We start from the raw sequence: 23,174 nt of genomic DNA, 5'->3' as shown, positions 1-23,174 counted from the left end.
CCCTTGAAGACATCATAAAGTCATTTATCTTTTTTCTCAAATTTCTCGATTAATTATTAATTTTGATGCCCTTTCCCAACTATAAATTAATACTTAATCCTGCGACAAATAGTTAAACTTTTCGTTAGTCAAGGAACTAAAATCTATGTTATCGTTAACTCCTTTAAGAAAGGGCTTAATATAATCAACCATAGGCACCATATCAAACGGATAATCATATGTAGGTTCTTTGTCTGAGACGATGATATCCATAAAAAATGAACTATCAGGCTTTGTTTCAATTAAACCAGAAACAAATAAATGAACTTCCTCCTTGAATTGCTCACTCTGCTCTTCCCTCGTAATAATAATCACTTTAATGAAATTCGATGCACTTTCAAATTTTTCTTCCTCTTCCACTTTTGAAATAATTGGATTATCAGTAAATTTAGAAGGTCTTCTTGTATCAATAATTAAGATATATCCTAGAGAATCCCCGCAATACGCCTGAAATATTTCATAAAACTCAACATCTCTTGTATTTAAGAGCCTGACATAATGCATGAATACATTGCCTCCCTATTCTCATATCATAAAGAATTATGTACGTAAAATTCTTACTTGCCTTCAAAACCGTAACAGGACCTTGGCATTTGAATGTGGTTTTTTGAAGGTTAATTGGACGGGCTTTCCAATGTAAAATCCAGGTGAAAAACATTCAGACCAATGGACCGTCTCTTCAATGTCAGAATGGCCGCAGTCATCATGGCAGCATCTCCTCTTTTTCTGATCATAGCACTCCGAACGGAAATCTCAAACCATCTGGCCATGAAAAATCCTTGAACCGAAACCAGCTGTCAGGCTCGGCCCAGAATATTCCCGGCGAAAAAAATAGCAAGGGCGTACTTATACACCTACTTTTACAGCTGAACCACCAAACGCAAAAAAAGCCCTCACTCCTAAAGAGTGAAGACCCGTTTTCAATGCATGCCTTTCCATTCTCCCTGGTTTTTAGATGATTTCATCTTTTTTGCTTTTTCCTTGTGCATGCGGTTGGCCGCCGCGCTGCCTGCCCCATCGCCCAGCTGCTGCAATTCCCTTGAATACTCGGAATCAGTCCTAGCCGAGTCAAAGCCTTCTTTGTTCTTTTGTTCCGCATCATGCTTCCGTTTTGGCATGTTCATCCCTCCTTGCCTTTAGTATGGGAATTGAAAAAACAAATATGCGAAAGATGAACATTGTGGAAGCAGCGGTTTACTTTTTCTGTAGCGACAGGAATGTTTTCTCACCGAAGATCTCAGACAGCATATAGCAAATGGTGTGATGATAAAGAATGCCGCCTGCATCAATGAGAAATTTTGCAGCAGGCTGTCTTACGTGTAGAAAATTAATCAAACAAATCTGTCGATAAATATCTCAGTCCGGTATCCGGCAGAATGGCAACAATGCGCTTCCCTTTATTTTCCGGGCGCTTCGCCAGCTGTGTTGCGGCAAAAATGGCTGCCCCTGAGGAAGTGCCAACCAAAATGCCATCTGATTTTGCGACAGCCCTCGCCGCTTCATATGCTTCGAATGTCTCTACCTCGATCACTTCATCAATGACTTCCATATGGACATTTGCCGGTACCCGCTTTTCCTCTACATCAGAAAACCTGTGCACACCTGTAATTTCTTCAATATCGGGATTTTCCAAAGTCGCGATGGAAGCCACCCCCGGCTCCACTCCGACAATTTTGACATGCGGATTTTTCGATTTTAAATAAGCTCCCGTGCCGCTGATGGTGCCGCCTGTTCCTATGGCTGCCACAAGGGTATCAATATCTCCCCCTGTGTCTTCCCAAATTTCCGGACCGGTTGTTTCCCGATGAATCCTTGGATTTGCTTCATTTTCAAGCTGATTCAAGAATACGGCATTTTCCTCTTGGTCCACCACCACTTTTTGAAAAACTTTCGTGACTTCAACAAAATCCCCCTCCGTTTTCTCAATGGCTTCGGCAACTTCTGGTACTTCTGAAAAGGGGATAACTTCTGTTCCGTACGCTTTCACCACTTTTGTCCTTTCCTCACTCACCCCATCCTGCATGTATATTCTAAGTTTATACCCTTTGGAAGCTGCAATAGCTGCCAACCCGATACCCGTATTGCCGCTTGTTGTTTCAAGGATCGTCGCCCCCTCTTTTAATAATCCTTTTTTCTCCGCATCCTCGACCATCGCTTTTGCAATCCTGTCTTTAATGCTGTTTGCGGGATTAAGATACTCAAGCTTGCAAACAATCTCGGCTTCTAGCTGTTTTTCCTGTTCATAATTGGTAATCTCCAACAAAGGCGTTCGTCCAACAAGCTCTGTGATTGATTTTTTAATATTCCTCTTGATAACGGCTTCACTCATTTTGTTTTCCTCCATTTCAAGTCTTTTGTCCCACCCGGCAGTAAATACAAAACAAAATCATCTTTGAGCATGTTTCCGCTTATATTTTGAAGCCGGGATAGCAGGATAAATTGGATTCATAAAAAAAAGAGATGCTGATACCCAATTAGCGCGTTGGGTCTTTAGCATCTCCGGTGGTCCGGTCGATTTCCTATTTTTCTGATCTATATGATAGGTTATTATGATGGATCATTGCAGCGCAGTCAATAGTCCATAAATAAAAATATTTTTATCATTCCAATAAAAAAGCATAATATCTTCCCTGCTTCACCCCGTTATCTTGCTGTCCCTTCCGATTCAGCCGGAAAATGGAAAAATGAATGCTGGATTTCCGTCATCAAATCTTTTACAATTTGCGACAGCCCCTGTTGCTTTTCATTTAACAATATCCCGATCGGCGGATGGATTTCGACGTCTGTAATCCGAATCACTTTTGTGCCGCTAACGGTGTACAGGGTGGCGGTTTTCGTTAAGATGGAAATGCCAATGTTTTGCTGGACATAAAATTTATGGGCGGAACTGCTTGTCACCGTCATTTTTTTATAATCATTTCCGATTTTCCGGTGCAATGCCTGTTCAATCTGAATTCGGATCGGGCAGTTGACCGGCGTAAAAATCAGCCGTTCGCCGCGCAAATCTGCCAGCGAAACGGCTGCGCGCTTTGCCAGCGGATGGGCTGCCCCTACAAGCAGTACCAGTTCATCTGAATAAAAAGGATCATAGTAATTTTCAAGCTTTATTTCCGGTTCGCCGCAAACTGCAAAATCAATCTCCCCTTTTTCAAGCCGCTGGCTGCACCCGTTCGCATCATCCACATACACATCCACTGAAACTTCGGGATGGCGATTCAAAAAATCCGCCAAAACAGCTGGGAATTTCAGGCTCGCAAACGGTTCTGAGATGCCGATGCGGATAAAATCCCTTGCACCGGCCCGCAATTGAGACATTTCAGCATCCAGCGCCTCGTAATCCTGCAGCAATTGTTTTGACTGGTTGTAGAAAATCCTGCCTGCACTCGTTAATTTGAGTGTCTTCCCCCGTTCAAATAATTTTACCCCGAGATCCTTTTCCAATTGTTTGATCCGGAAAGTGATCGCAGGCTGGGAATAGTTCAATTCCTCTGCTGCCTTTTGAAAACCGCCAAGTGCCACAACATAATGAAACGTTTGGATCGCGCGGATTTCCAACCTGATCCCCCTCCTTCTGGTAATTTCTATTATTCTTACCATTTTACTATGAATTCAGCCGATTGCAACTATAAATTTTCTTTATACAAAAACAAAATTTTTTCAATTCGCCAAACATAAAAAAATCAGTTACAATAAAGCCAATCAATTCCTACTAACGTTATAGGAATAGTAAATGGAGGGGTTTGATGAAGAAAATTGCTTTGATTTCGGGATCTTATTCTCTCACATCCCGGTTAAACGGGCTGGCGACATATGCACAATCCTATTTTGGCTCACGTGCCCGCCTCGATGTGATCCACGTCCATCAATTGCCTGCCGGTGCATTGATTTCGGCAGATTACAAGGATCGGGAAATTACAGAGGCCAACAAACTTGTTGCAGAAAGCGACGGAGTGATCGTCACAACACCGATTTTTAAAGCATCTTTTTCCGGCATTTTAAAAACCTATCTGGATTTGCTGCCGCAGCACGCCCTTGATGGAAAAGTGGTGCTGCCGCTGGCTTTGGGCGGCTCACCGGCACATGTGCTGGCCATCAAATATGCTTTGGAACCTGTCCTTTCAGAACTGGGTGCACAGCACATCATACAAGGCGCCTATACCATCGACCATCAAGTGAAACGTGCCGACAATGGGCGCTTTGAAATGGAAAGAGAAGCTGCCAGGCGGTTGGAAAGAGCACTCCGCCAATTTGAAGAAAATTTGCAAAGACTGGAAGCATCACCAGTCATTTCTCACTAAAAAGGGGTGGAAAAATGGGTGAAGAAATCATTCGGCTTGCGACATTGAACGATGTCGATCCGTTTCACGAGCTGATCAAAAAATCATTTCAATCCATAAAAGACTTGGGCATTACATGGCCGTCCACCAGAGCGGACCATACGATGATTGCAGAAAATATTCAAAACAACGCTGCCTATGTGCTGGAAAAAGACGGAAAACTGATTTCCACCATTACCATACGTTTCCCGTGGGAAGGGGAAGAACCCATCTCCCAATACCCGTTTGTATGGTGGTTTGGAACCGATCCGGCATATGCCAACAAAGGGTACGGGAACCGGTTGCTGACGTATGTAGAAGAAGTGATTTTGCGCGGGACATTGAAAGCGCCGGCCGTCACGCTCGGAACCTCCGCGCGCAAGCATCCATGGCTGTTGGAAATGTATAAACGGAAAGGATACTACCCTTGCCGGTACCAGGAATCAGAGGACGGGGATCTTAGCGCGCTGCTTTGCAAAATTTTAATCCCTGAATTATTTAATGAAAAAGTGCTCGGATATTCACTGGAGCAGCCGGTATTTATCGCCGGAGGGCAAGTATGAGAAAGAAATGGTTTTTTGTCATTTTTTCCGTCTTGCTTATCGCAGCATCCGGCTGCTCGGCCACTTCCGGCACGGCAAAATCAGGCCCGAAAACAGTCATTGTCGGAACAGGCACACAGTTTCCAAACATTTGCTTTCTGGATCAAAAAGGGCATTTGACAGGCTACGACGTTGAAGTGGTCCGCGCCATTGACAAGAAACTGCCGCAATACAACTTTAAATTCAAAACAATGGAGTTTTCCAATTTACTCACAAGTCTGGCCGCTAAGAAAATCGATATGGTCGCGCACAATATGGCAAAAAATGCAGAACGGGAAAAACAGTTTACATTCAATAAAATTCCTTATAATTATTCGCCGATGTACATTACGGTTTTAAAGAAAAACCAGTCCATCCATTCCTTGAAGGATTTATACGGCAAAAAAGTGATCGTTGGTGCCACTTCAAATGCTGCGGATTACATCACCCAATATAACAAAGAACATGGCAATCCGATCAAGCTCGTCTATGCCGGACAAGGAAGCAATGACCCGGCACACCAGTTAAGCACAGGAAGGGCCGATGCCACGGTCGCAGCGCCTTTTGCCGTAAAGTTTCAAAACGAGACGAGTTCTATTAAAGAAAAAACGGTCGGAAACGTGCTGCTCGACACAAAAGTATATTTTATTTTCGGGAAAGGCAATACCGAATTAAGCCGTGCCGTTGATAAAGCCATCAAAGAACTGGAAAAAGACGGGACATTGAAAAAGCTGAGCAAAAAATGGCTTGGCGGAGATTACTCCAAATCAAGCTTTTAATGCGGGGGAGAATACATGAAAAAGAGAAAGCTTGCGCTGTTTGCCGGTTGCATACTTATTCTCATGATCGCCGGTTGCGGAAAAGCGGGCGGGCAGGAAGAAAAAGTCCAGACGGTAACAGTCGGAACGGGTACGCAATTTCCAAATATATGCTTTATCCAAAACGGGAAACTGACCGGCTATGACGTGGAACTCGTACGCGAAATCGACAAACGGCTGCCGGATTACAAATTTAAATTTAAAACGATGGATTTCTCAAACTTATTGACAAGCCTGAGTGCAAGAAAAATCGATATGGTCGCACATGAAATGGAAACCAATCCCGAGCGGAAAAAGCGCTTTTTATTCAATAAAGTCGCTTATAACTATTTTCCGCTACAAGTGACAGTCCTTGAGCGCAACAACATGATCAAAGGCCTTGACGATCTGGACGGAAAGACCGTGATTACAAGTGCAACATCCAATGCCGCCACGCTGCTTGATAAAATCAATAAAGAACGCGGCAACAAGTTCAAAATTGTATACGAAGGCACGGGCGCAAACGAAACGGCGAACCAATTGAAAACCGGGCGCGCTGATGCAACGGTCTCCACGCCGTTCGCAGTGAAATTTCAAAATGAAACAAGTTCGATTAAAGAAAAAGTGGTGGGAAATGTGCTGTCCGATTCAAAGGTTTATTTTATGTTCAACAAAGACAATCAAAAATTGAGCAATGAAGTAGATAAAGCTTTAAAAGAAATCACAAAGGACGGGACACTGAAAAAATTAAGCTTGAAATGGCTTGGAGCCGATTACTCCAAATCCAGCTTCTAAAAAAGGGGGGGAATATTTTGCAAGCTTTTGAATGGCATATGGTCGTGAATTTTATTCCCACTCTGCTCAAATATCTGCCTTTAACACTATACATTTTGGGCGTCTCTCTTATTTGCGGATTTATTTGGGGAATCATCGTGGCACTTCCAAAGGTTTATAAAATTCCTGTCTTACAGCAGCTTTCCAGCATTTATATCTCTTTTTTCAGGGGAACACCCATCATGGTCCAGCTGTTTGTTGTGTTTTATGCAATTCCCGCATTAACAGCTGCTGTGGGAATTGACACGTCAAAGATGGATCCGCTCTATGCCGCGATTGCTACCTATGCGTTAAGCAGCGCAGCTTCCATTGCGGAGATCGTCCGTGCCGGCATCAACAGCGTCGATAAAGGCCAGGCGGAAGCTGCGTACAGCATCGGCTTAACAGGAAGACAAACCTTTTTCCGGATTGTCCTTCCGCAGGCACTTGTGCAAGCGGCACCGAATTTCTGGAGCTTGATTATCGGTTTTTTAAAAGACACTTCGCTCGCCTTTTCCATCGGTGTCATGGACATGTCAGGCCGGGGTCAGACGCTCATTACATCGAGCAACCATTCGCTCGAAGTCTATATTTCGCTGGCCATCATTTATTATCTCACGGCCATCGTGCTGGAAAAAATCTTTGCCTTCATGGAAAAACATGTAAAGCGGAATGAAACGCGCTTGCTTACGATATTTGATATGAACATCCAATAGGGAGGCGGACAAATGCATATTGATTATCCATTTATTTGGACGGCGTTTAAATTCCTGCTGGCCGCCGTTCCGCTGACGCTATTGATGACAATTCTTCCGATTTTATTCGGTTTCATCATTGCGTTGCTTGTGACATACATCCGACTGTACAAAATCAAAGTTTTGGCGGCGGCTGCGGGTGCGTACGTCTCTTTTTTCCGGAGCACGCCTGCCATTTTGCACGTTATGCTGATTTACTTAGGCATTCCTGTTCTTATCATAAAGTTCGGCCACATCTTCGGCATCGGGTTTAATGCCAATAAAATCCCGGTTTTCATCTTTGTCATTGCGGCTTTGTCCTTAACAGCCGGCGCTTATTTATCCGAAGCAGTCCGATCCGGCATTTTGGCAGTGGATACCGGTGAAGCAGAAGCGGGATATGCCATCGGGCTTACACACAGCCAGGTCATCCGGCGCATCGTGCTTCCGCAGGCACTTTTCTATGCATTGCCCAATTTCGTGAATTTGTTTGGCGGCTTTTTCCATACCACATCGATTGCTTCCATTGTGGCGGTTCCGGAAATCACCGGGAAAGCGATTATTGCAGCCTCGAATAATTATGAATTTCTGGAAGCCTATATTGCGGCCGCCATCATTTATTGGGGCATCACCATCCTGTTTGAATGGCTTGCCCATTTGACAGACCAAAAGCTGTCACAGCTCAAAGGAGGAATAACATGATCACGATTCATAATGTCCACAAGGCTTTTGGCAGGCATCAAGTCTTAAAAGGCATTCATTTAACCGTTCAAAAAGGCGAGGTCGTCACAATTTTGGGACCAAGCGGCTCGGGAAAAACAACGCTTTTACGCTGCATCAATTATCTGGAAAGGCCGGATGAAGGGCAGGTGGAGTTTGGCGGCAAAACCATTGATTACAAACATCCGTCGAAAAAAGACATTTTATTTTTGCGGCGCCATACAGCAATGGTTTTTCAGCAGTATAACCTGTTCTCTCATAAAAATGTTTTAGGTAATGTGACAGAAGGGCTGACGGTTGCCAGAAAAATTCCAAAAAGGGAAGCGGAAGAAATCGCCATGGCACAGCTGGAACGGGTCGGACTTGCAGATAAAGCCGGACACTATCCGAACCAGTTATCCGGTGGACAAAAGCAGCGTGTCGGCATTGCCCGTGCACTTGCCATCAACCCGGATGTCATTTTATTCGACGAACCGACAGCCGCCCTTGACCCTGAGCTCGTCGGTGAAGTACTTGAAGTGTTGCTCGAAATTGCCGAAACCGGTGTGACGATGATTGTGGTCACCCATGAAATGGAATTTGCCCGTCGAGTGTCAGATCATGTTATTTTCATGGATCAAGGCATCATTGTTGAGGAAGGCTCGCCGCACCAAATTTTTCACCAGTCAAGGGAGGAGCGCACCAAAAAATTTCTTCACCGCGTCTCCCCTGCTTATCTTTACCAGCAGGTTTAACAAAGGAGGAAAAAAATGGGGATCCAAATCAGCATTTTAGACCAGACGCCGCGATCAGATGGCCAGACAAGCGCCGAAGCTTTTTCGGCTACCTTGCAACTGGCTCGGCAAGCTGAAGCATGGGGTTTTAAAAGATACTGGGTATCCGAGCACCATGATTCGCACCGGGTCATCAGCTCCGCCCCCGAAATTCTGCTTGCCTATCTCGCGGCGCATACTTCATCGATCCAGCTGGCATCAGGGGGTGTGATGCTTCAGCACTACAGCCCATATAAAGTGGCCGAACAATTCCATGAACTGAGTGTCCTCTCCGGCGGCCGCATTGGGCTAGGGATCGGCAAAGCCCCGGGCGGTTTGCAAGCTTCAACCGGTGCTTTGCAGGAAAACCAGGCGGAAAAACCGGATTTTGATCAAAAGCTGGAAACACTCACCCATTTTTTACGCAGGGACTTTCCGGAAAATCATCCGTATGCCGCTCTTTCCGTCCAGCCGGAAACAGAACATGAAATTCCCGTTTTTCTTCTCGGCGGAAGCGTGGAAAGTGCCAAACTTGCTGCAAAGCTTGGGATTGAATTTGTTTATGCTTATTTTATTAATGGGGATGAAGGCTTGTTGAAGGCAGCCCACGCCGCATACTTGGCTCACTGCCAGAACACTGGCCGGCCGGCAAAATTCCATTTGGCTTCTATCGTTGCCGTCACCCCTTCAGTGGAAGAAGCGAAAAAATATAAAGATAGCGGAGCCGGCTATAAAGTCGTTTTGGAAGACGGACACAAGGTGAACCTCGGAAGCAAGGCACAGGTGGAAAAATATCTTGAAAGCGTCCGCCAGCCTTACCGGGTCATTGAGCAAAAGCCCGGCATCATTGCGGGGACAGAAGCGGGAGTTGCGGATAGGCTTCGTGATTTTCATCAGAAATATGGCATTGAAGAATTTATTGCACTAAGCCCGATTGAAGACTTGGATGAAAAACTGGCTTCTTACGGACGGCTGGCGGCAGCTGTCCGTGAAATCAACAAACAACTGATTGGAAACGGAGTGGGATGAAATGTCGGAACAAGCACAAACCATTGTCGTATGGAGCAAACAAGGTTGCCAATACTGCCAAGCTGTAAAAGATTATTTGAAGGAACAAAATCTTTCTTATACAGATGTGGACATCACGGAACAAGACCATCTTCGCGATGTGCTCGAAGCAAAATACGGCGTAAGATATGTGCCGGTTGTCGAGATTGGCAGCCGGGACAAGCGAAATTAATATGCCGTAACGGAAATCGGCGTTGAGCATCTGGAAAAAGCACTGGGAAAAGGAGAGAAAATCCATGGCGCGTAATGACAAATTGAAATTTGGGGCCATCGTACACGGCGTAGGTGGTACAACGGACGGCTGGCGGCATCCAGATATGGATCCCGGAGCGAGCACCAGTTTTGCATATTATAAAAACCAGGCGCAGACGGCAGAGCGAGGCTTGTTCAGTTTTGTTTTTATTGCAGACGGCCTGTTTATTTCCGAAAAATCAATCCCGCATTTTTTAAACCGATTTGAACCGATTACGATTTTATCGGCACTTGCAACGGTGACACAACATGTTGGCCTGATTGCGACAATCTCTACCTCTTTCAGCGAACCTTTCACGATTGCACGGCAATTGCTTTCGCTTGACCACATTAGCGGCGGGCGGGCCGGATGGAATCTTGTCACATCGCCGCAGGAAGGCGCGGCCCATAATCACAGCAAAGCCCATCTGCCGGAGCATGATGAGCGCTATGCGATTGCTGAGGAACATGTCGATATCGTCAGAGGATTATGGGATTCCTGGGAAGATGACGCGTTTATCTACAATAAAGAAACCGGCCAATTCTTTGATCCTGAAAAACTGCATGCCCTGAATTTCAAAGGTAAATATTTTCAAGTACGCGGACCATTAAACATTGCCCGTTCCAAACAAGGTTACCCGGTCGTCTTCCAGGCAGGGGCATCCGATCGGGGCCGCCAGTTTGCCGCGGAAAAGGCAGATTCCATTTTCACTCACTCAGAAAATCTTGAAAGCACGAAAAGTTTTTACCAGGATGTGAAAAACCGGGCAAGGCGGGCCGGACGGGATGCCAGCCAAATCAAAATTTTCCCCGGCATCTCCCCTATTATTGCAGATACAAAGGAAGAAGCCGAAACAAAGTACAAAGAACTAAGCGCGCTTATCCCCTATGAACGCGCCCTGACTTACCTGGCAAGATACTTTGATGATTATGACTTTTCCCGTTTTGATCCGGACGCACCTTTTCCCGAACTGGGCGACATCGGAAAAAACGCTTTTCAAAGCACGACCGATTATTTGAAACAACACGCAAAAGAAGAGCATCTGACATTGCGCCAGGTTGCCCATGAGGCCGCCTTCCCGCGCAGCCAGTTTATCGGCACGCCAGAAGAAATTGCTGACCTCATTGCATTATGGTTCAATGAACATGCTGCAGACGGTTTTATCATTGGTTCCAGCTACCCGCACGCACTGGAAGACTTTGTTGAGAAAGTCATTCCGATTTTACAAGAAAGAGGCTTGTACGAAACTGCTTATGAAGGAAGCACCCTAAGGGAAAACCTCGGACTACCTGTTCCAGAAAACCGCTATGCCGCCGCCAAGATCGGAGAACTGTAACATACGAGATGAGGGCTGTCCTGTTCAAAGGGCATCCCTTCTTTTGGCTATTTGCAACGGGCAGGCGCATCCCAAGCAAAAATTCCTCTCTTTCCAAAAATGGATCCCTCCCGTTTCTCCCGCACAAGTAAGACGATCCATCCATCCAGAAACAGCTTAAAAGGGGGAAAGGGGCATATCATAACCCAAAACTAAAAATAGCTTGCAAGAATAGAAAAACAATGAGCCGGGGATGAACAGCAAATAAAAAATCCCCCCAAAGATTTTTTGCCACTTCGGCGTTTTTAAATTATCCTCTTAAAATTCACCTGGTTATTCGTGGCCGATGCCTACTAAATACAGACTTTTCACGGCTTGATACCCGAAATGTATGCCAAATCCAATTAAGGCAATCCCGGCAATGACAGACAGCCATTTTAAAAAACGCTGATGAACAAATTTTCTTCCAAAGTGAACGGAAGAAGCTACCGTTATATCCCAGGCAGCTATCCCAATAAAAATCGCGCTGCTGTAAAGTAAAGCTTTTTCAGAGTTCACCGTATCTAAAATCGTGGTTAAAACCGACCCGTAAATGCCAATCCAAAATATAATATTCAGTGGATTAGAGATTGCAATCAAAAAGCCTGACAAAAAAGATTGCAGCAAATTTCCTTTCTTTTTCTCCTCTGATATAGTGATTTCTCTAAAAGCATCTCTAATGCTCTCATAGCCTAAGTATACAAGAATGATACACCCGAAAATCCACATAATCAGCTTCGCAACTGGTGTAGTTAAATATGTAGATATACCGAAATAAATCAAAAACATTAAAACAACATCGGCGGACATCCCGCCTAAGCCGACAAACCAGGAATGCAAAAAGCCTTTCTTGATCCCCCTTTTGACCATTTCGATTGTAATGGGGCCAACCGGCACTGAGAGGGAAAGCCCTAAAACAATGTAGCTAAAAATATTCATGTGCTCACCTTTCTCCCTGCAATTAAAACTCCGTCCGTCTCAGACAACTAACACTGCCAACCGTTGTTTGTTAAAATGGCATCTTCATTTGCCGCTGATCAAAAAACGGGCACCATCATCCCCCCCTTAAAAAAGTATGTATCTTCATACACCTATTTTAATATTTATCCGGTCTGAAATAAATCATTTTTTGCAATTTTTTACCACTCCACTCATTTACTTTCACACCTTGAACAGTTGGTGTTGGAACCTATTTTGATATCGCCCTAACAACAGAGCCACAAAACCAGGCCGTGATATAACCATCCCATCATTTGACATGTCCCCACATTCACTTTACGATAATGACAAGAAATAAAATTTCCGGGGAAAAGGAGACTGATTATGTCCATTTATGACTATTCTTTTGAACGGCTTACTGGAGGCGAGGAAGAGTCCTTGTCCGAATATAAAAACCAGGTGCTGCTCATTGTCAATACGGCAAGCAAATGCGGATTTACACCTCAGTATGAGGGGCTTGAACACCTTTACGAAAAGTACAAAGACAAGGGGTTTGCCGTGCTTGGCTTTCCGAGTGACAGTTTTATGAAACAGGAGTTTGACGAAAGTGAAAAAATTGCAGCATTTTGCAAAGCCAACTACGGCGTAACATTTCCGTTGTTTAAAAAAAGCAAAATGAAGGGGAAAGAAATGAACCCGCTGTTTGCCGAACTGCTCGAGCAGACAGGCGAGAAGAAAATTACATGGAATTTCAATAAATTTCTCGTCGACCGGCACGGCCACGTCATTGGCTATTACGGATCGCGGACAAAGCCGGAAGACCTGGAGGAAAAGATCGAGGAGCTGCTGCAGGCATAAACATAAAAAAAAGCGGGAAGTTTCGGCATCCCGCCCGTATCGCTACGCTTTTCTTGCCCGAGCATTTGATATAGCATAAGAACATATCCTTTTTAATGGGAAGACATCGTTCTAAATGTATCCGTGCATTTAGATGGGCGTGTGTCTTCCCATTTTTCATCTGTATAAATTGAACAAAATATCGCAGCTCTGTTGCCTGCTGTAAAAAGTAGTCATCGTCGCAAATGGGTATCTTGATGTAAAAACTTAAGTTCATTTTATCTGCAAGAAAACTATTTCATTTTCACCGTCAACAATACCGATTCGCCGCGTTTTACCGATGTTTCAGTCGTTTTGGTTAACGTGTCCACGGCATCGAAATTGGTGATGACAACAGGGGAGATGATGCTTTCCGCACGTTCCCTGATTTGTTCAAGGTCAAAGGAAACCAGTTTATCACCGGCTTTTACACGATCCCCCTGTTGAACAAAGCCTTCGAACCCTTCTCCGTTCAAAGCAACGGTCTCCATGCCGATATGAATCAATATTTCCAATCCGCTCTTTGTTTTCAGCCCGACCGCATGCTTCGTTGGGAAAAACTGGACAATTTCCCCATCCACCGGTGAGACCACAACGCCTTCATCCGGCTCAATGGCAATGCCATCCCCGATCATCTTCTGGCTGAACACCTCATCCGGCACATCTTCTATTTGAACAACCTTCCCGCTCATTGGCGCAACAAGTTCCTCCACTGCAGCTTTTTTTGAAAAAAGTTTAAACATATGCTTCCCTCCCGTATTTTTTGAATACCCTTACTTTAACATAACAAGGAAAAAAATGGTGGTCCTGCATCACCCGGAATACCCGTATGAAAATGAGCTGCTGTTTGAAATCATTTGCCTTGTTCCGGGGGTTTTTTAACCAGTTAGCACCAATCCTCGAGCTTCCACGCTTCATGAAAAAGGCGAAAAGCTCGCATTCCTTTTCGCCCCTTCCATTATTTCAATCCCGGCCGGTATACCTCATTCAACCTTCGCACTCCGGACCGTTTTTGAGAAAACCAACGCCTGCCGTCCCGCTTGACAGCCGCCTTAAATGTATATGTTTCACGGCCCTTTATTCATTCCCGGCAGTATTTTGGTTGCCTCAAGTACCCGGTTCGTTTAAAAGGAAAGGCTTTCGCTGTCCCACAATTGTTTGACAGCGCCTGCCATATAAGCTTATACAACTCATTATTCCATCCCCGGCTGGTATTCCGAATCTGGTTCGTTTTTAAAAGGGCCAGCGATGCTACGATGTTTGGCAGCTGCCTGCCGCATAAACCTGCGCGGCTGTTAGTGCAATTCCGGCCAATATTCTTTGTTGGCTTCGATTAAATCATCCAGCAATGCTTTTGCGACTTTTGCGCTTGGCACGGTTTTTGAAAGGGTCAGCGCCTGCCACAATTTTTGATAGCTGCCTTCGACATAAGCCTGCACGACCAATTTTTCCACGGTGACCTGCTGGTACATCAGCGCCCGTTCAAATTCCGGGATTCTGCCCTGGCACAGCGGTTCCGGGCCGTCCGTGCCGACAATGCACGGGACTTCCACCATCGCATCATCATCAAAGTTTGCGATTGCGCCGTTATTTTCCACAATCATGACCATTCTTTCATGCGTATTGTAGGCAATCGCACGGGCAAGATCGACGATAAATGTTGCATGGCTGCCGGCAGAAAAAGATTCCTTTTCAGCGGTCCCTTTTTCAACGATTCTTTGAGCAGCGGAGAACACCTCTTTTTCCCGTCCGTCGATGACTTCGTTTGCCCTCGTGTAATGGATATCGGAATGTTCCACCACATAATCCGGGTAAAAGTAATATTTCAAGTACGTATTCGGCAAAAATCTCGGATCGACCGCCAAAAGATCTTTCGCTTTTTTGTGCGTTTCCTGCCAGCTTTGGTCCATATGCTGGGTATCCACTTCAACCTGGGTCAAATAACCATGTTTCGCGACATAATCGCGGATCTCCGGCAAATATTCATGGCCTTCTTTATCTTTAATACTCGTCCACCAGCCGAAATGGTTCAGCCCGAAATAGCGCACATCCAAATCTTTCGGCTGTTTGCCAATGATTTGCGACATTCTCCGCAAAGTCCCGACCGGCATATCGCAAATATTTAATCCCAGATTACGAAAGTAAAATAGTAATTTAAAATAAAAAAGTGCCCCATCCTCTGGTATAATTGATTTTGAGAAAAAAACAATAACCAAGAAAGGGGGCACCTTTAAGGTGAATTATATCATTCCTGTCTCAAGAATTAAATATGAATTCAATTTAAAGAATAGTACAAAATTTAGTGGCATCCTCCCATTTCTGCAATTTCTGGAACGGATGAAAATCCAGCAGACTTTCCGGGGGTTTGATTGCTTAAAGAAAGACAATGCCAAATTTCCTCTAAGTAAAATATTTGTATATCTGATTGCGGGCTGGATGGCAGATTGCTCCCGTATGTTTCATTTTCAATCACTCCAGAATGACCCTTTGATTCGTGCTTTCTTAGGAGGAAAATGCCCGCATTATACGCTTTTAAGCAAGGATCTATTAAGGTTGGAGAAAATCGAGGATGCTGCCATAGAATTCAAAGAACGGGTGATGGACATCATCGAACCATGGCTGGATTCCGATCTCATTCTTGACTTTGATTCAAGTGTCGAAACGGTTTATGGAAACCAGGAGGGAGCGAAAATCGGGGTGAACCCCCATAAGCCGGGCAGAAAAAGCTACCACCCCCTTCTCGTTTTTGAAGGAAAATCCCATCTTTGCTTAAACGGTGTGCTAAGACCGGGAAACGTCCATTCAGCTGACAACGGAATTGAATTTGCCGAGGAAACCTATCGATTGCTTTCCGCTCAGTACCTTATCCGGTACGCCCGTTTTGACAAGGGATTTGGCGGAGAAAAGTTTTACAGTTATTGGGAGCAGCGGAAGATTAACTACGCCGGCAAACTGAAATGGACATCAAGATTGAAAAAGTATGTTGAAAACGACAATTCTCCGTGGATCCGGTATGTTGATGATGAGCTGATTGTTATAGAGGGAAAAACAGTCTACTACCAAGCAACTTCCTGGGAAAAGCCAAGAAGAGTTGCGGTCATCCGAAAAGCTGACAAGTATGAGGAAGACCAGCTTCAATTGTTTGATTTTCTCTGGGATTATGAAGCCATTGTGACAACGATGGACTGGGAACCTATGGATATTTGGAGATTTTACAATCAGAGAGCCTGTCTGGAAAACTATATCAAAGAGTCTAAATATGGTTTTTCGATGGACAAGACTGTTGACCCAATTTCGTATCAGCCGTAATATCGTCAAGTGTACCACGAGGTTGCATCGTAATTTCAAGACCATTAGCAGTAAATCTACTTTTCCTATCCGAATAAAACGGCGCCCGGCAAACTAAAAAGATGGGTTATCCTCCAAAACAAAACTCCCATTCAGGATGATTTGGATCTTTTGGAATTTCGGAAGGCCAAGGTTCCGGATCATTTTCATTCAAAAATTTAACAACATTCCAAAATTGTTTTTTATAGTCTTCTGCTCGCAATTCATTTTCTGAAGGTTTAAAAAAGATAACTAGTGTCGTTCTTTTACCTATAGATTTGTAGCTTTTTATGTATTCATAAACTCCGTCTCTAATATTTAATAATTCATGCGTATCGTAAGCCGATTCAGCAAATATATAACGAATAAGCCCATTTTTTTCTGCTTCTACTGCAAAATAACAAGGATATGGAGCAGAATCATCAAGTAACGAGTTTCGAAAATCAGAATAGGTGGTAATCATCCATTCCTTTAGAATACCTTTTTCCATTCCCTCTTTGATTTTTTCTTGATCCAAAAGTGAACTAATTTTAATCATTAAGCTTCCCCCCTTTTTTACCAACCGTGTGTATGGTGATAATAATAAGATAATGCCAATTATTGAAAAATTTATATTATTTTACAATATTTTTGTGTTTTTGACAATTTTTTCAACATTGCAGCCTAATAATGGTGGATGCGCGCAGGAGATGTATGCCTTCGAGACTAGCAAACTGAAATAAGATTTGCGATCAGATTCATAGAAATAAAAAAGAATAGCTACAAGCTATTCGGAGTAAAATTTTTGGACTGTCATTTTGTACAGTCCGAATTTTTATTTATCCTGAAACACGCTAAAATGTTTCAAGACATTTTGAGTTTCTTCTTCTGTGATCCCGATATAACGGAGAGTAACAGAAGGATGAGAATGGTTCAAAATCTCTTGCAACATGGCAATATCCTTCGTGGCTTTATAAAACCAATAGCCAAATGTTTTTCTGAGCGTATGATTACCAACATGCTCTACTCCGGCAAAATCAGCCGCCTTTTTCAGCTGGCGATAAGCCTGTGTCGGTGTAATCGGCCGGTTTCCTTTCCTGGATGGAAAGAGCCACTCACTGTCTAATCCAGCTGCGTATTCATACACTTCCTCAAAACAATGGCCAATATAAATATCGCGGATTTTTTGGGTTTTTCCTTCTTTTACTCGTAAAACCTTCTTTTTTTGTTTTTCAGCCTCAGAATCGCTTCAGTTTTGATTTTAAGCAGGTCTCCAACCCGTAGGCCTGTTTCACACCCTAACACAAATAAAATGTAATCTCGGGGCAAACAGTGGCGTTTTAACGCCCATTTCATATCGTCTAATTGCTGCTGACTACGGATTGGCTGCACATTTTTTGGTGTCGTCATCTTTTCTCCTTCCCTTTAAAAATCAACGATTTGAATGTACGATTTTGTAGGATGTCTCAATCCTATCGAAGAAAAAGGGAAAAGACAAGAGAATAAGCGAAAATGAATGTATGTTTTTATACAAATTCATACATTGAACGAAATAAAAAGACCACCTTAGGTAAGATGGTCTTTTTCCTTGTTATTCATCATTCTTTAACCTTCAATAACCTTAAACTGTTTAGCGTTACAAGTAATGTTGCTCCCATATCGGAAAATATCGCTATCCAAAGCGTTAACCAACCGGGGATTACTAACAACAATGCTACTAATTTAATTGCTAAAGAGAATGTAATGTTTTGTTTGATGATAGATAAAGCCTTACGACTTAATTTGATGGTATATGGCAATTTACTTAAATCATCAGACATTAACGCAATATCAGCTGTTTCTAATGCTGTATCGGTTCCAGCTCCTCCCATCGCAACACCAACAGTTGAAGCTGCAAGAGCAGGTGCATCGTTCACACCATCACCGACCATTGCGACACCTTGATTTTTCCCTCGAAGTTCTTTAATGAAATTTAATTTATCTTCTGGTAGCAAATCGGCCTTAATATCAGAAACACCTACTTCTTTTCCGACGACTTCTGCTGTTCTTTTGTTATCACCTGTAAGCATAACAGTTTTTTCAATTCCAATTTGATGAAGTTTACGGATCACGGATTTCGATGATTCTCTTATTTCATCAGCAACAGCAATAAACGAAAGAATTTCTTTTTCCGTTCCTAACACTATCACCGTTTTCCCTTGTGTTTGCATCTTTTCAATTTTTTGTTTTTTATCGTTTTCGATACTACCGTGCAATTCTTCAAAAAGAGTTGAACTTCCTACATAATACATTTCATTATTTACTTTCGCTTTTACGCCTTTACCTGTAATGGATTGAAACTCTTCAACCGAAACTCCATTAATATTCAATCCATTTTCTTCTGCTTTTCTTATAATGGCTGTACCAAGTGGATGCTGGGAACCCTTTTCGATGGCAGCTGTAATCGTCATCAACTCATTTTCATTTCCACCAAATGTCACAATATCTGTAACCGCTGGAATACCTTTTGTAAGTGTACCTGTTTTATCAAAAGCAATAACCTTTAAGTGACCTGCTTCTTCTAAATGAATCCCACCTTTAATTAAAACACCGTTTCTTGCCGCATTTCCTATGGCAGTAACTACTGCAACTGGAGTTGAAACAACTAAGGCACAAGGGCAACCAACCACTAATACAGCTAATCCTTCATATATCCAGTAACTCCAATCTCCTCCGAATAATAACGGTGGAATAATCGCAATTAATGTAGCCAAAATGATGATAGCTGGTGTGTAATATTTTGCAAATTTATCAACAAATGCTTGAGAAGGTGCTTTCTCTGCTTGAGCTTCTTCTACTAAATGAATAATTTTCGATAATGTGTTATCTTCAACCCGTTTGGTTACTTTTACTTCTAATAATCCTTCTTCATTTAATGTGCCAGCATAGACCTCATCATCAATGGTTTTGGTTACTGGAACACTTTCTCCAGTGATAGCAGCCTCATTTAATGTGGATGTACCCTTTATAACTATTCCGTCCATCGCTAATTTTTGCCCAGGCTTGACGATCATAATATCACCGATTTGAATATCCTCCACGTGAACCATTATTTCTTCATTTTCACGGCGAATTAACGCTTCTTTTGGAGCGATATCCATCAACATTCCAATCGATTGACGAGCTTTATCCATTGAATAACGCTCTAAGGCTTCGCTAATGGCGAAAAGGATCACAACGGTTGCTCCTTCACCCCATTGTCCAATCAACGCGGCTCCTATTATGGCGATCGTCATGAGCGTATCCATATCGAATTTAAATTTACTTAAATTTCTAAGGCCTTCAATAAATAAGGAATATCCACCTATTAAAATCGATGCAGCATATCCAATCGTAGGGATAATATTATTTTCACCAAATTGCCTTCCTAGAAACCAACTAATAATGAGCAATGCAGCCGAAATATAAACCTTAATATTTTCTTTTTCCTTCCAAAAAGGCTTATACTCTATCCTTTGTTCTTTTTCATCCTGAATCTTTAAATTCTCAAAGGCCCCTGCTTTTTCTAATTCTTCAATCGTTGTTTCACCATAAACTGTAATTTTGGATGCTCCAAAATTTACTTTTGCGTCCTTTACACCTTCTAAATTTTTCACGTTATTTTCAAATTTGGCTGCACAATTTGTACAAGATAATCCTTGAACGCGATAGGTTTTCATTTCTTGTTCAGATGGTAAGGTTTGTTGATTAGACATTCACTTTCACTTCTTTCTTATGGGCTAAAGCAATCGTGATTAATTGTTTAATATGTTCATCTTCCAGTGAATAAAATGCCATTTTTCCTTCTTTTCGATATTTCACTATTCCTTGTTTATGAAGAGTCCGTAAATGATGAGAAGCTGTTGCGACAGAAGAACCAATAATGTTGGCAACATCACACACACACAATTCGTCATCCTGACAAAGTGAAAAAACGATTTTTGTTCTGTTTTCATCTGCAATGGCTTTAAATAATAGGGCAACACTACTTATATCGTGTTTAGCTAATTCGCCTTGTATTCGATTCACTTTTTCTTCGTCATAACAATAAATTTCGCAAGTGTCTTTGGTGCTCATTAATGTCACCTCTTTATATTCAAATGTTCATTTGAATATATTGTACCCCTTTCCTTTTGATAGTCAAACATTTATTTGAATGATAGGGATATTTCATTCTGTTAAAAAGTTTCGGAACAGTATATAGTGATGAGATTACGGGGATATATTAGTGGACTAAATGTGGGACAAGCGTGGACTATTTGTGGGATTTTAGTGGGCTAAACGTGGGATTTTAATGGGATATTTGTGGGCGAATCGTCTTTTTTTTGTACCCATCGTTTTATCAGGCACTGCCTGATCCCACACCTTCGGTGGGGGCAAAAATTCCTTATGCTCTTGCATTTTTCTACCACGATAAAATAGCAGATATTTCAGAATGTTTTTATCGATTTCGTGATACAATTGTAATCGTGTATAATACGGATACGATCTTCAAGGGGGATCGGCTTTAGGCAGAATAATCCACCCGTGGCCTATAAACTCAAGGGTGGATTATTTTTTTTGGTTAAAAGACAGTATTGAAACAGAGGTCAAGGGCAGCATACCGATTCACTGTTTCCCTGCCAACCTAACTGCTTCACGTTTAAACTGTTCAAAAGAAATCTCTCCTGCTGCTTTTGCAATGACTAGATCCTCAATTTCTTTTGTTACTTTTAAGCCTTCGATTTCAAGTGAAGCTTTTACAGACGAAAATTTCTTTTGTAATGTCTCCTTTGAATATTTCATGAATCTTCGCTCCTTTCTACCCATTGAGCAAGAATCAACAATTTCTGTAATAGTAGCAGATTCCCAAAACTCGACGGCAAAATTATAGATTTGGATTCCATATTTTACATTTACTTCCACGTGTATGGATTTTAGCTATCAAATCGCTGCACTTTCGTAATTTGGGATAATATCTATTGTTATTGTCGCTACAGCATTAGTACAAACGGTTGTAGAAATCAATCAAACTCCAGGACAAGAGCCTGGCCAGGAGATACCAATGGATCATTCTCAACATCATCAATAAATTAGATAATATAAAACAAAGAGAACTATATTCACCGATTTTTACTGAAAATTTATATAGGGCTTGCTGAATAAGCAAAAATTCCAGATTTGACAAGGATTTTGGCTACTTTTGTCGAATATAAAGTGTAAGGATTTCAAAGGAAACACGTAAAAAACCTTGCTGTTTATTGCAAAATTAAAGTGCAGAGATGTGCAAAATTTCTATGCAAATGGTTATGCAGAGGGGCTTTACATGGAGGGGTAGCCATGATAACCTGTTTGGGTTTGCCAAATCCGTTACAGCTGGCCGCTTGGCAAAAGAATCATGGCTGCAGAGGCTCCATGTCAAGCCCTTAATAGCGAGAATTCAGATTGAATTTTTATGCGGTATAAACGAATTTATATACTGCAATACTCTGCACTTTTTTCTTGCAAAAAACACTTACTCTTAAATCCTCCTGTAATTATGGAAGGGAAGAGCTCGTTTGCATCTAACTTTTTATACAAATCAGATAATCTTATATCCTCAGTTCTTAGTTTAAAAATTCTCCCATCAGAAAGCCGTTTAAATGATGAAAGAGAACCATGTAAATGGTGAAGCCGTATTCTTCTATAATCAAAATCATTTAAAGTCTGCTGTGGATCAAAGTTAAACTTATCATGACCATCTGGAGTTTTACCACGTTTAACATGAAAATCTGTAAATTCATCAGTTCCAACAGTTCTTAGTAAAATAGTTTCTAATAATAAGTCAAAATTCAAAGTAAATAAATCAATTTCATCATTACCTTGAAGCTCTGCTTGTAACCAATTGATGAATCCTGATAGTCTATCACCTATTTGTTCCCAGTGTACATTTCCATCTATAATTTCAACTATTGAAGAAGTATAAGAAATGATTATTTCCTTTATTTTAGTTAGATGACTCTGTAATTCTTCAACGTCAAGGCCTTCCGATTCTAGATATTTTTTACCTTCTTCCTCATTTATTAAAAAATTCACATAGCTATCTAGTGCATCATGAACTTGCTCTATACTTGCGATAGCCTCTTCAAAATCAACTTGAATATACTCATCCTTTTGAATTCTTTCCATGTGATGCTGAATAAACTTTTGATGTTCTGGGGTTAATTTACTGTAAAAAGTCTGAGTAATATTTTGTAATGCAAATGCTCTATTTAGGGCTTGCTGAATAAGTAAAAGTCCTAGACTTGGTAAGGATACTGACAGCTTTGGCCGAACTTTAAATGCAAGGGTTTTATAAAAAATGCAGGAAAAACTTTGCACTCTAAAGCTGATTCAACATACAGAGAGGACAGAATAAAGCATTTTCGCAGATGCATTCTCCTATGATATTGAGGTAGAGCTTGCTGACAAATCAGATACAAGCCATAATCGGATTCGTTCAGCAAGCCCTATTTAAACCAACAGATAAGCCATTACCAGTTAAAACAACTTTTTTCAATTAGAACACTCTCCTCATAATGTAATCTAAAAATTCATGATTAAATGTAAGCCCGAAATAAAAAAATAAACGTACCTTCACGGTACGTACTACAAATAACCGTAAAACCATG

Annotated in this window: 20 protein-coding genes and 5 pseudogenes; 12 read left to right on the top strand and 13 right to left on the bottom strand. The window is 42.1% G+C overall.

Annotated elements, in window-relative coordinates; all coding sequences use genetic code 11:
* Positions 1–93: 93 nt before the first annotated feature.
* The 4 genes from ABR335_RS03105 to ABR335_RS03090 all read right to left on the bottom strand — a co-directional run bounded on the left by ABR335_RS03105 (position 94) and on the right by ABR335_RS03090 (position 3,594).
* Complete coding sequence (locus tag ABR335_RS03105) at positions 94–543, bottom strand: hypothetical protein (protein ID WP_350346556.1); 450 nt, start codon at positions 541–543, stop codon at positions 94–96.
* Positions 544–959: 416 nt separating this feature from the next.
* The gene (locus ABR335_RS03100; RefSeq protein WP_017551165.1) at positions 960–1,157 is read right to left on the bottom strand and encodes a hypothetical protein; all 198 of its coding nucleotides are present in this window, start codon (positions 1,155–1,157) and stop codon (positions 960–962) included.
* A gap of 209 nt (positions 1,158–1,366) precedes the next feature.
* The gene (locus ABR335_RS03095; RefSeq protein WP_350346555.1) at positions 1,367–2,368 is read right to left on the bottom strand and encodes a PLP-dependent cysteine synthase family protein; all 1,002 of its coding nucleotides are present in this window, start codon (positions 2,366–2,368) and stop codon (positions 1,367–1,369) included.
* A 314-nt stretch (positions 2,369–2,682) separates the two neighbouring features.
* The gene (locus ABR335_RS03090) at positions 2,683–3,594 is read right to left on the bottom strand and encodes a LysR family transcriptional regulator (RefSeq protein ID WP_350346554.1); all 912 of its coding nucleotides are present in this window, start codon (positions 3,592–3,594) and stop codon (positions 2,683–2,685) included.
* A 188-nt stretch (positions 3,595–3,782) separates the two neighbouring features.
* Between ABR335_RS03090 and ssuE the strand changes: the two genes are divergently transcribed.
* From ssuE to ABR335_RS03040, 10 genes and pseudogenes are all read left to right on the top strand, one after another.
* On the top strand, positions 3,783–4,337 hold the full coding sequence (ssuE, locus tag ABR335_RS03085) for an NADPH-dependent FMN reductase (protein ID WP_350346553.1): 555 nt from the start codon (positions 3,783–3,785) through the stop codon (positions 4,335–4,337).
* Positions 4,338–4,351: 14 nt separating this feature from the next.
* A complete protein-coding gene (locus tag ABR335_RS03080; RefSeq protein WP_350346552.1) occupies positions 4,352–4,918 on the top strand; it encodes a GNAT family N-acetyltransferase in 567 nt (188 codons plus the stop codon).
* Positions 4,915–5,715: an amino acid ABC transporter substrate-binding protein gene (locus ABR335_RS03075; protein ID WP_350346551.1), complete on the top strand. Its 801-nt coding sequence runs from the start codon at positions 4,915–4,917 to the stop codon at positions 5,713–5,715. Before ABR335_RS03080 ends, ABR335_RS03075 begins: the two co-directional genes overlap by 4 nt.
* 63 nt (positions 5,716–5,778) lie before the next feature.
* Positions 5,779–6,528 carry an amino acid ABC transporter substrate-binding protein gene (locus ABR335_RS03070; protein WP_350346715.1) on the top strand — a complete coding sequence of 250 codons (750 nt, stop codon included), beginning with the start codon at positions 5,779–5,781 and terminating at the stop codon, positions 6,526–6,528.
* Positions 6,492–7,262 carry an amino acid ABC transporter permease gene (locus ABR335_RS03065; RefSeq protein ID WP_434063178.1) on the top strand — a complete coding sequence of 257 codons (771 nt, stop codon included), beginning with the start codon at positions 6,492–6,494 and terminating at the stop codon, positions 7,260–7,262. The genes ABR335_RS03070 and ABR335_RS03065 overlap by 37 nt, the downstream gene beginning before the upstream one ends.
* Positions 7,263–7,274: 12 nt before the next feature.
* Positions 7,275–7,982, top strand: coding sequence for an amino acid ABC transporter permease (locus ABR335_RS03060; RefSeq protein ID WP_350346550.1), 708 nt, complete (start codon positions 7,275–7,277; stop codon positions 7,980–7,982).
* Positions 7,979–8,734 carry an amino acid ABC transporter ATP-binding protein gene (locus tag ABR335_RS03055; protein WP_350346549.1) on the top strand — a complete coding sequence of 252 codons (756 nt, stop codon included), beginning with the start codon at positions 7,979–7,981 and terminating at the stop codon, positions 8,732–8,734. Before ABR335_RS03060 ends, ABR335_RS03055 begins: the two co-directional genes overlap by 4 nt.
* 15 nt (positions 8,735–8,749) lie before the next feature.
* Positions 8,750–9,781 (top strand): MsnO8 family LLM class oxidoreductase, encoded by a 1,032-nt coding sequence (locus tag ABR335_RS03050; RefSeq protein ID WP_350346548.1) that lies wholly within the window; start codon positions 8,750–8,752, stop codon positions 9,779–9,781.
* Between the two features lies 1 nt (position 9,782).
* Positions 9,783–10,067 (top strand): annotated as a pseudogene (locus ABR335_RS03045) (glutaredoxin family protein).
* Positions 10,057–11,388, top strand: coding sequence for an LLM class flavin-dependent oxidoreductase (locus ABR335_RS03040; protein WP_350346546.1), 1,332 nt, complete (start codon positions 10,057–10,059; stop codon positions 11,386–11,388). The pseudogene ABR335_RS03045 and the gene ABR335_RS03040 overlap by 11 nt, the downstream one beginning before the upstream one ends.
* A gap of 312 nt (positions 11,389–11,700) precedes the next feature.
* Here ABR335_RS03040 and ABR335_RS03035 read toward each other — a convergent pair whose 3' ends face one another.
* On the bottom strand, positions 11,701–12,345 hold the full coding sequence (locus ABR335_RS03035) for a LysE family transporter (RefSeq protein ID WP_350346545.1): 645 nt from the start codon (positions 12,343–12,345) through the stop codon (positions 11,701–11,703).
* A 384-nt stretch (positions 12,346–12,729) separates the two neighbouring features.
* On the opposite strand from ABR335_RS03035, the gene ABR335_RS03030 reads away from it, so the two are divergent.
* Positions 12,730–13,203, top strand: a complete 474-nt coding sequence (locus ABR335_RS03030) for a glutathione peroxidase (RefSeq protein ID WP_017551179.1) — start codon at positions 12,730–12,732, stop codon at positions 13,201–13,203.
* A gap of 272 nt (positions 13,204–13,475) precedes the next feature.
* Here the strand turns inward: ABR335_RS03030 and ABR335_RS03025 are convergent, their stop codons facing one another.
* Positions 13,476–13,964 (bottom strand): PTS sugar transporter subunit IIA, encoded by a 489-nt coding sequence (locus ABR335_RS03025; RefSeq protein ID WP_017551180.1) that lies wholly within the window; start codon positions 13,962–13,964, stop codon positions 13,476–13,478.
* A gap of 552 nt (positions 13,965–14,516) precedes the next feature.
* Positions 14,517–15,347: pseudogene (locus tag ABR335_RS03020) on the bottom strand (6-phospho-alpha-glucosidase); the annotation flags it as partial.
* Positions 15,348–15,456: 109 nt separating this feature from the next.
* Here ABR335_RS03020 and ABR335_RS03015 point away from each other — a divergent pair.
* A pseudogene (locus ABR335_RS03015) lies at positions 15,457–16,500 on the top strand (IS1380-like element ISBco2 family transposase); the annotation flags it as partial.
* Here the strand turns inward: ABR335_RS03015 and ABR335_RS03010 are convergent.
* The 6 genes and pseudogenes from ABR335_RS03010 to ABR335_RS02985 all read right to left on the bottom strand — a co-directional run bounded on the left by ABR335_RS03010 (position 16,475) and on the right by ABR335_RS02985 (position 22,884).
* Positions 16,475–17,011: pseudogene (locus tag ABR335_RS03010) on the bottom strand (YqcI/YcgG family protein). The pseudogenes ABR335_RS03015 and ABR335_RS03010 overlap by 26 nt on opposite strands.
* A 351-nt stretch (positions 17,012–17,362) precedes the next feature.
* Positions 17,363–17,937, bottom strand: a pseudogene (locus tag ABR335_RS03005) (tyrosine-type recombinase/integrase).
* A gap of 188 nt (positions 17,938–18,125) precedes the next feature.
* Positions 18,126–20,261 (bottom strand): heavy metal translocating P-type ATPase, encoded by a 2,136-nt coding sequence (locus tag ABR335_RS03000; RefSeq protein WP_014097067.1) that lies wholly within the window; start codon positions 20,259–20,261, stop codon positions 18,126–18,128.
* Positions 20,254–20,622, bottom strand: coding sequence for an ArsR/SmtB family transcription factor (locus tag ABR335_RS02995; protein WP_013860499.1), 369 nt, complete (start codon positions 20,620–20,622; stop codon positions 20,254–20,256). Before ABR335_RS02995 ends, ABR335_RS03000 begins: the two co-directional genes overlap by 8 nt.
* Positions 20,623–21,153: 531 nt before the next feature.
* A complete protein-coding gene (locus tag ABR335_RS02990; protein WP_014097066.1) occupies positions 21,154–21,330 on the bottom strand; it encodes an antitoxin VbhA family protein in 177 nt (58 codons plus the stop codon).
* 666 nt (positions 21,331–21,996) lie between these two features.
* Positions 21,997–22,884, bottom strand: coding sequence for a hypothetical protein (locus ABR335_RS02985; RefSeq protein ID WP_350346544.1), 888 nt, complete (start codon positions 22,882–22,884; stop codon positions 21,997–21,999).
* Positions 22,885–23,174 lie beyond the last annotated feature (290 nt).

The sequence above is a fragment of the Heyndrickxia faecalis genome (assembly GCF_040267745.1).
Taxonomy (GTDB): Bacteria; Bacillota; Bacilli; order Bacillales; family Bacillaceae_C; genus Weizmannia; species Weizmannia faecalis.
The sequence above is the reverse complement of the archived record's forward strand: the minus strand, read 5'-3'. Positions and strand labels throughout refer to the sequence as shown.

Bases quoted from the DNA above. Each gene is read 5' to 3' on its own strand.
- ABR335_RS03105 (WP_350346556.1), bottom strand. From the start codon at position 543: ATGCATTATGTCAGGCTCTTAAATACAAGAGATGTTGAGTTTTATGAA.
- ABR335_RS03100 (WP_017551165.1), bottom strand. From the start codon at position 1,157: ATGCCAAAACGGAAGCATGATGCGGAACAAAAGAACAAAGAAGGCTTT.
- ABR335_RS03095 (WP_350346555.1), bottom strand. From the start codon at position 2,368: ATGAGTGAAGCCGTTATCAAGAGGAATATTAAAAAATCAATCACAGAG.
- ssuE (WP_350346553.1), top strand. From the start codon at position 3,783: ATGAAGAAAATTGCTTTGATTTCGGGATCTTATTCTCTCACATCCCGG.
- ABR335_RS03080 (WP_350346552.1), top strand. From the start codon at position 4,352: ATGGGTGAAGAAATCATTCGGCTTGCGACATTGAACGATGTCGATCCG.
- ABR335_RS03075 (WP_350346551.1), top strand. From the start codon at position 4,915: ATGAGAAAGAAATGGTTTTTTGTCATTTTTTCCGTCTTGCTTATCGCA.
- ABR335_RS03070 (WP_350346715.1), top strand. From the start codon at position 5,779: ATGATCGCCGGTTGCGGAAAAGCGGGCGGGCAGGAAGAAAAAGTCCAG.
- ABR335_RS03065 (WP_434063178.1), top strand. From the start codon at position 6,492: ATGGCTTGGAGCCGATTACTCCAAATCCAGCTTCTAAAAAAGGGGGGG.
- ABR335_RS03060 (WP_350346550.1), top strand. From the start codon at position 7,275: ATGCATATTGATTATCCATTTATTTGGACGGCGTTTAAATTCCTGCTG.
- ABR335_RS03055 (WP_350346549.1), top strand. From the start codon at position 7,979: ATGATCACGATTCATAATGTCCACAAGGCTTTTGGCAGGCATCAAGTC.
- ABR335_RS03050 (WP_350346548.1), top strand. From the start codon at position 8,750: ATGGGGATCCAAATCAGCATTTTAGACCAGACGCCGCGATCAGATGGC.
- ABR335_RS03040 (WP_350346546.1), top strand. From the start codon at position 10,057: ATGGCGCGTAATGACAAATTGAAATTTGGGGCCATCGTACACGGCGTA.
- ABR335_RS03035 (WP_350346545.1), bottom strand. From the start codon at position 12,345: ATGAATATTTTTAGCTACATTGTTTTAGGGCTTTCCCTCTCAGTGCCG.
- ABR335_RS03030 (WP_017551179.1), top strand. From the start codon at position 12,730: ATGTCCATTTATGACTATTCTTTTGAACGGCTTACTGGAGGCGAGGAA.
- ABR335_RS03025 (WP_017551180.1), bottom strand. From the start codon at position 13,964: ATGTTTAAACTTTTTTCAAAAAAAGCTGCAGTGGAGGAACTTGTTGCG.
- ABR335_RS03000 (WP_014097067.1), bottom strand. From the start codon at position 20,261: ATGTCTAATCAACAAACCTTACCATCTGAACAAGAAATGAAAACCTAT.
- ABR335_RS02995 (WP_013860499.1), bottom strand. From the start codon at position 20,622: ATGAGCACCAAAGACACTTGCGAAATTTATTGTTATGACGAAGAAAAA.
- ABR335_RS02990 (WP_014097066.1), bottom strand. From the start codon at position 21,330: ATGAAATATTCAAAGGAGACATTACAAAAGAAATTTTCGTCTGTAAAA.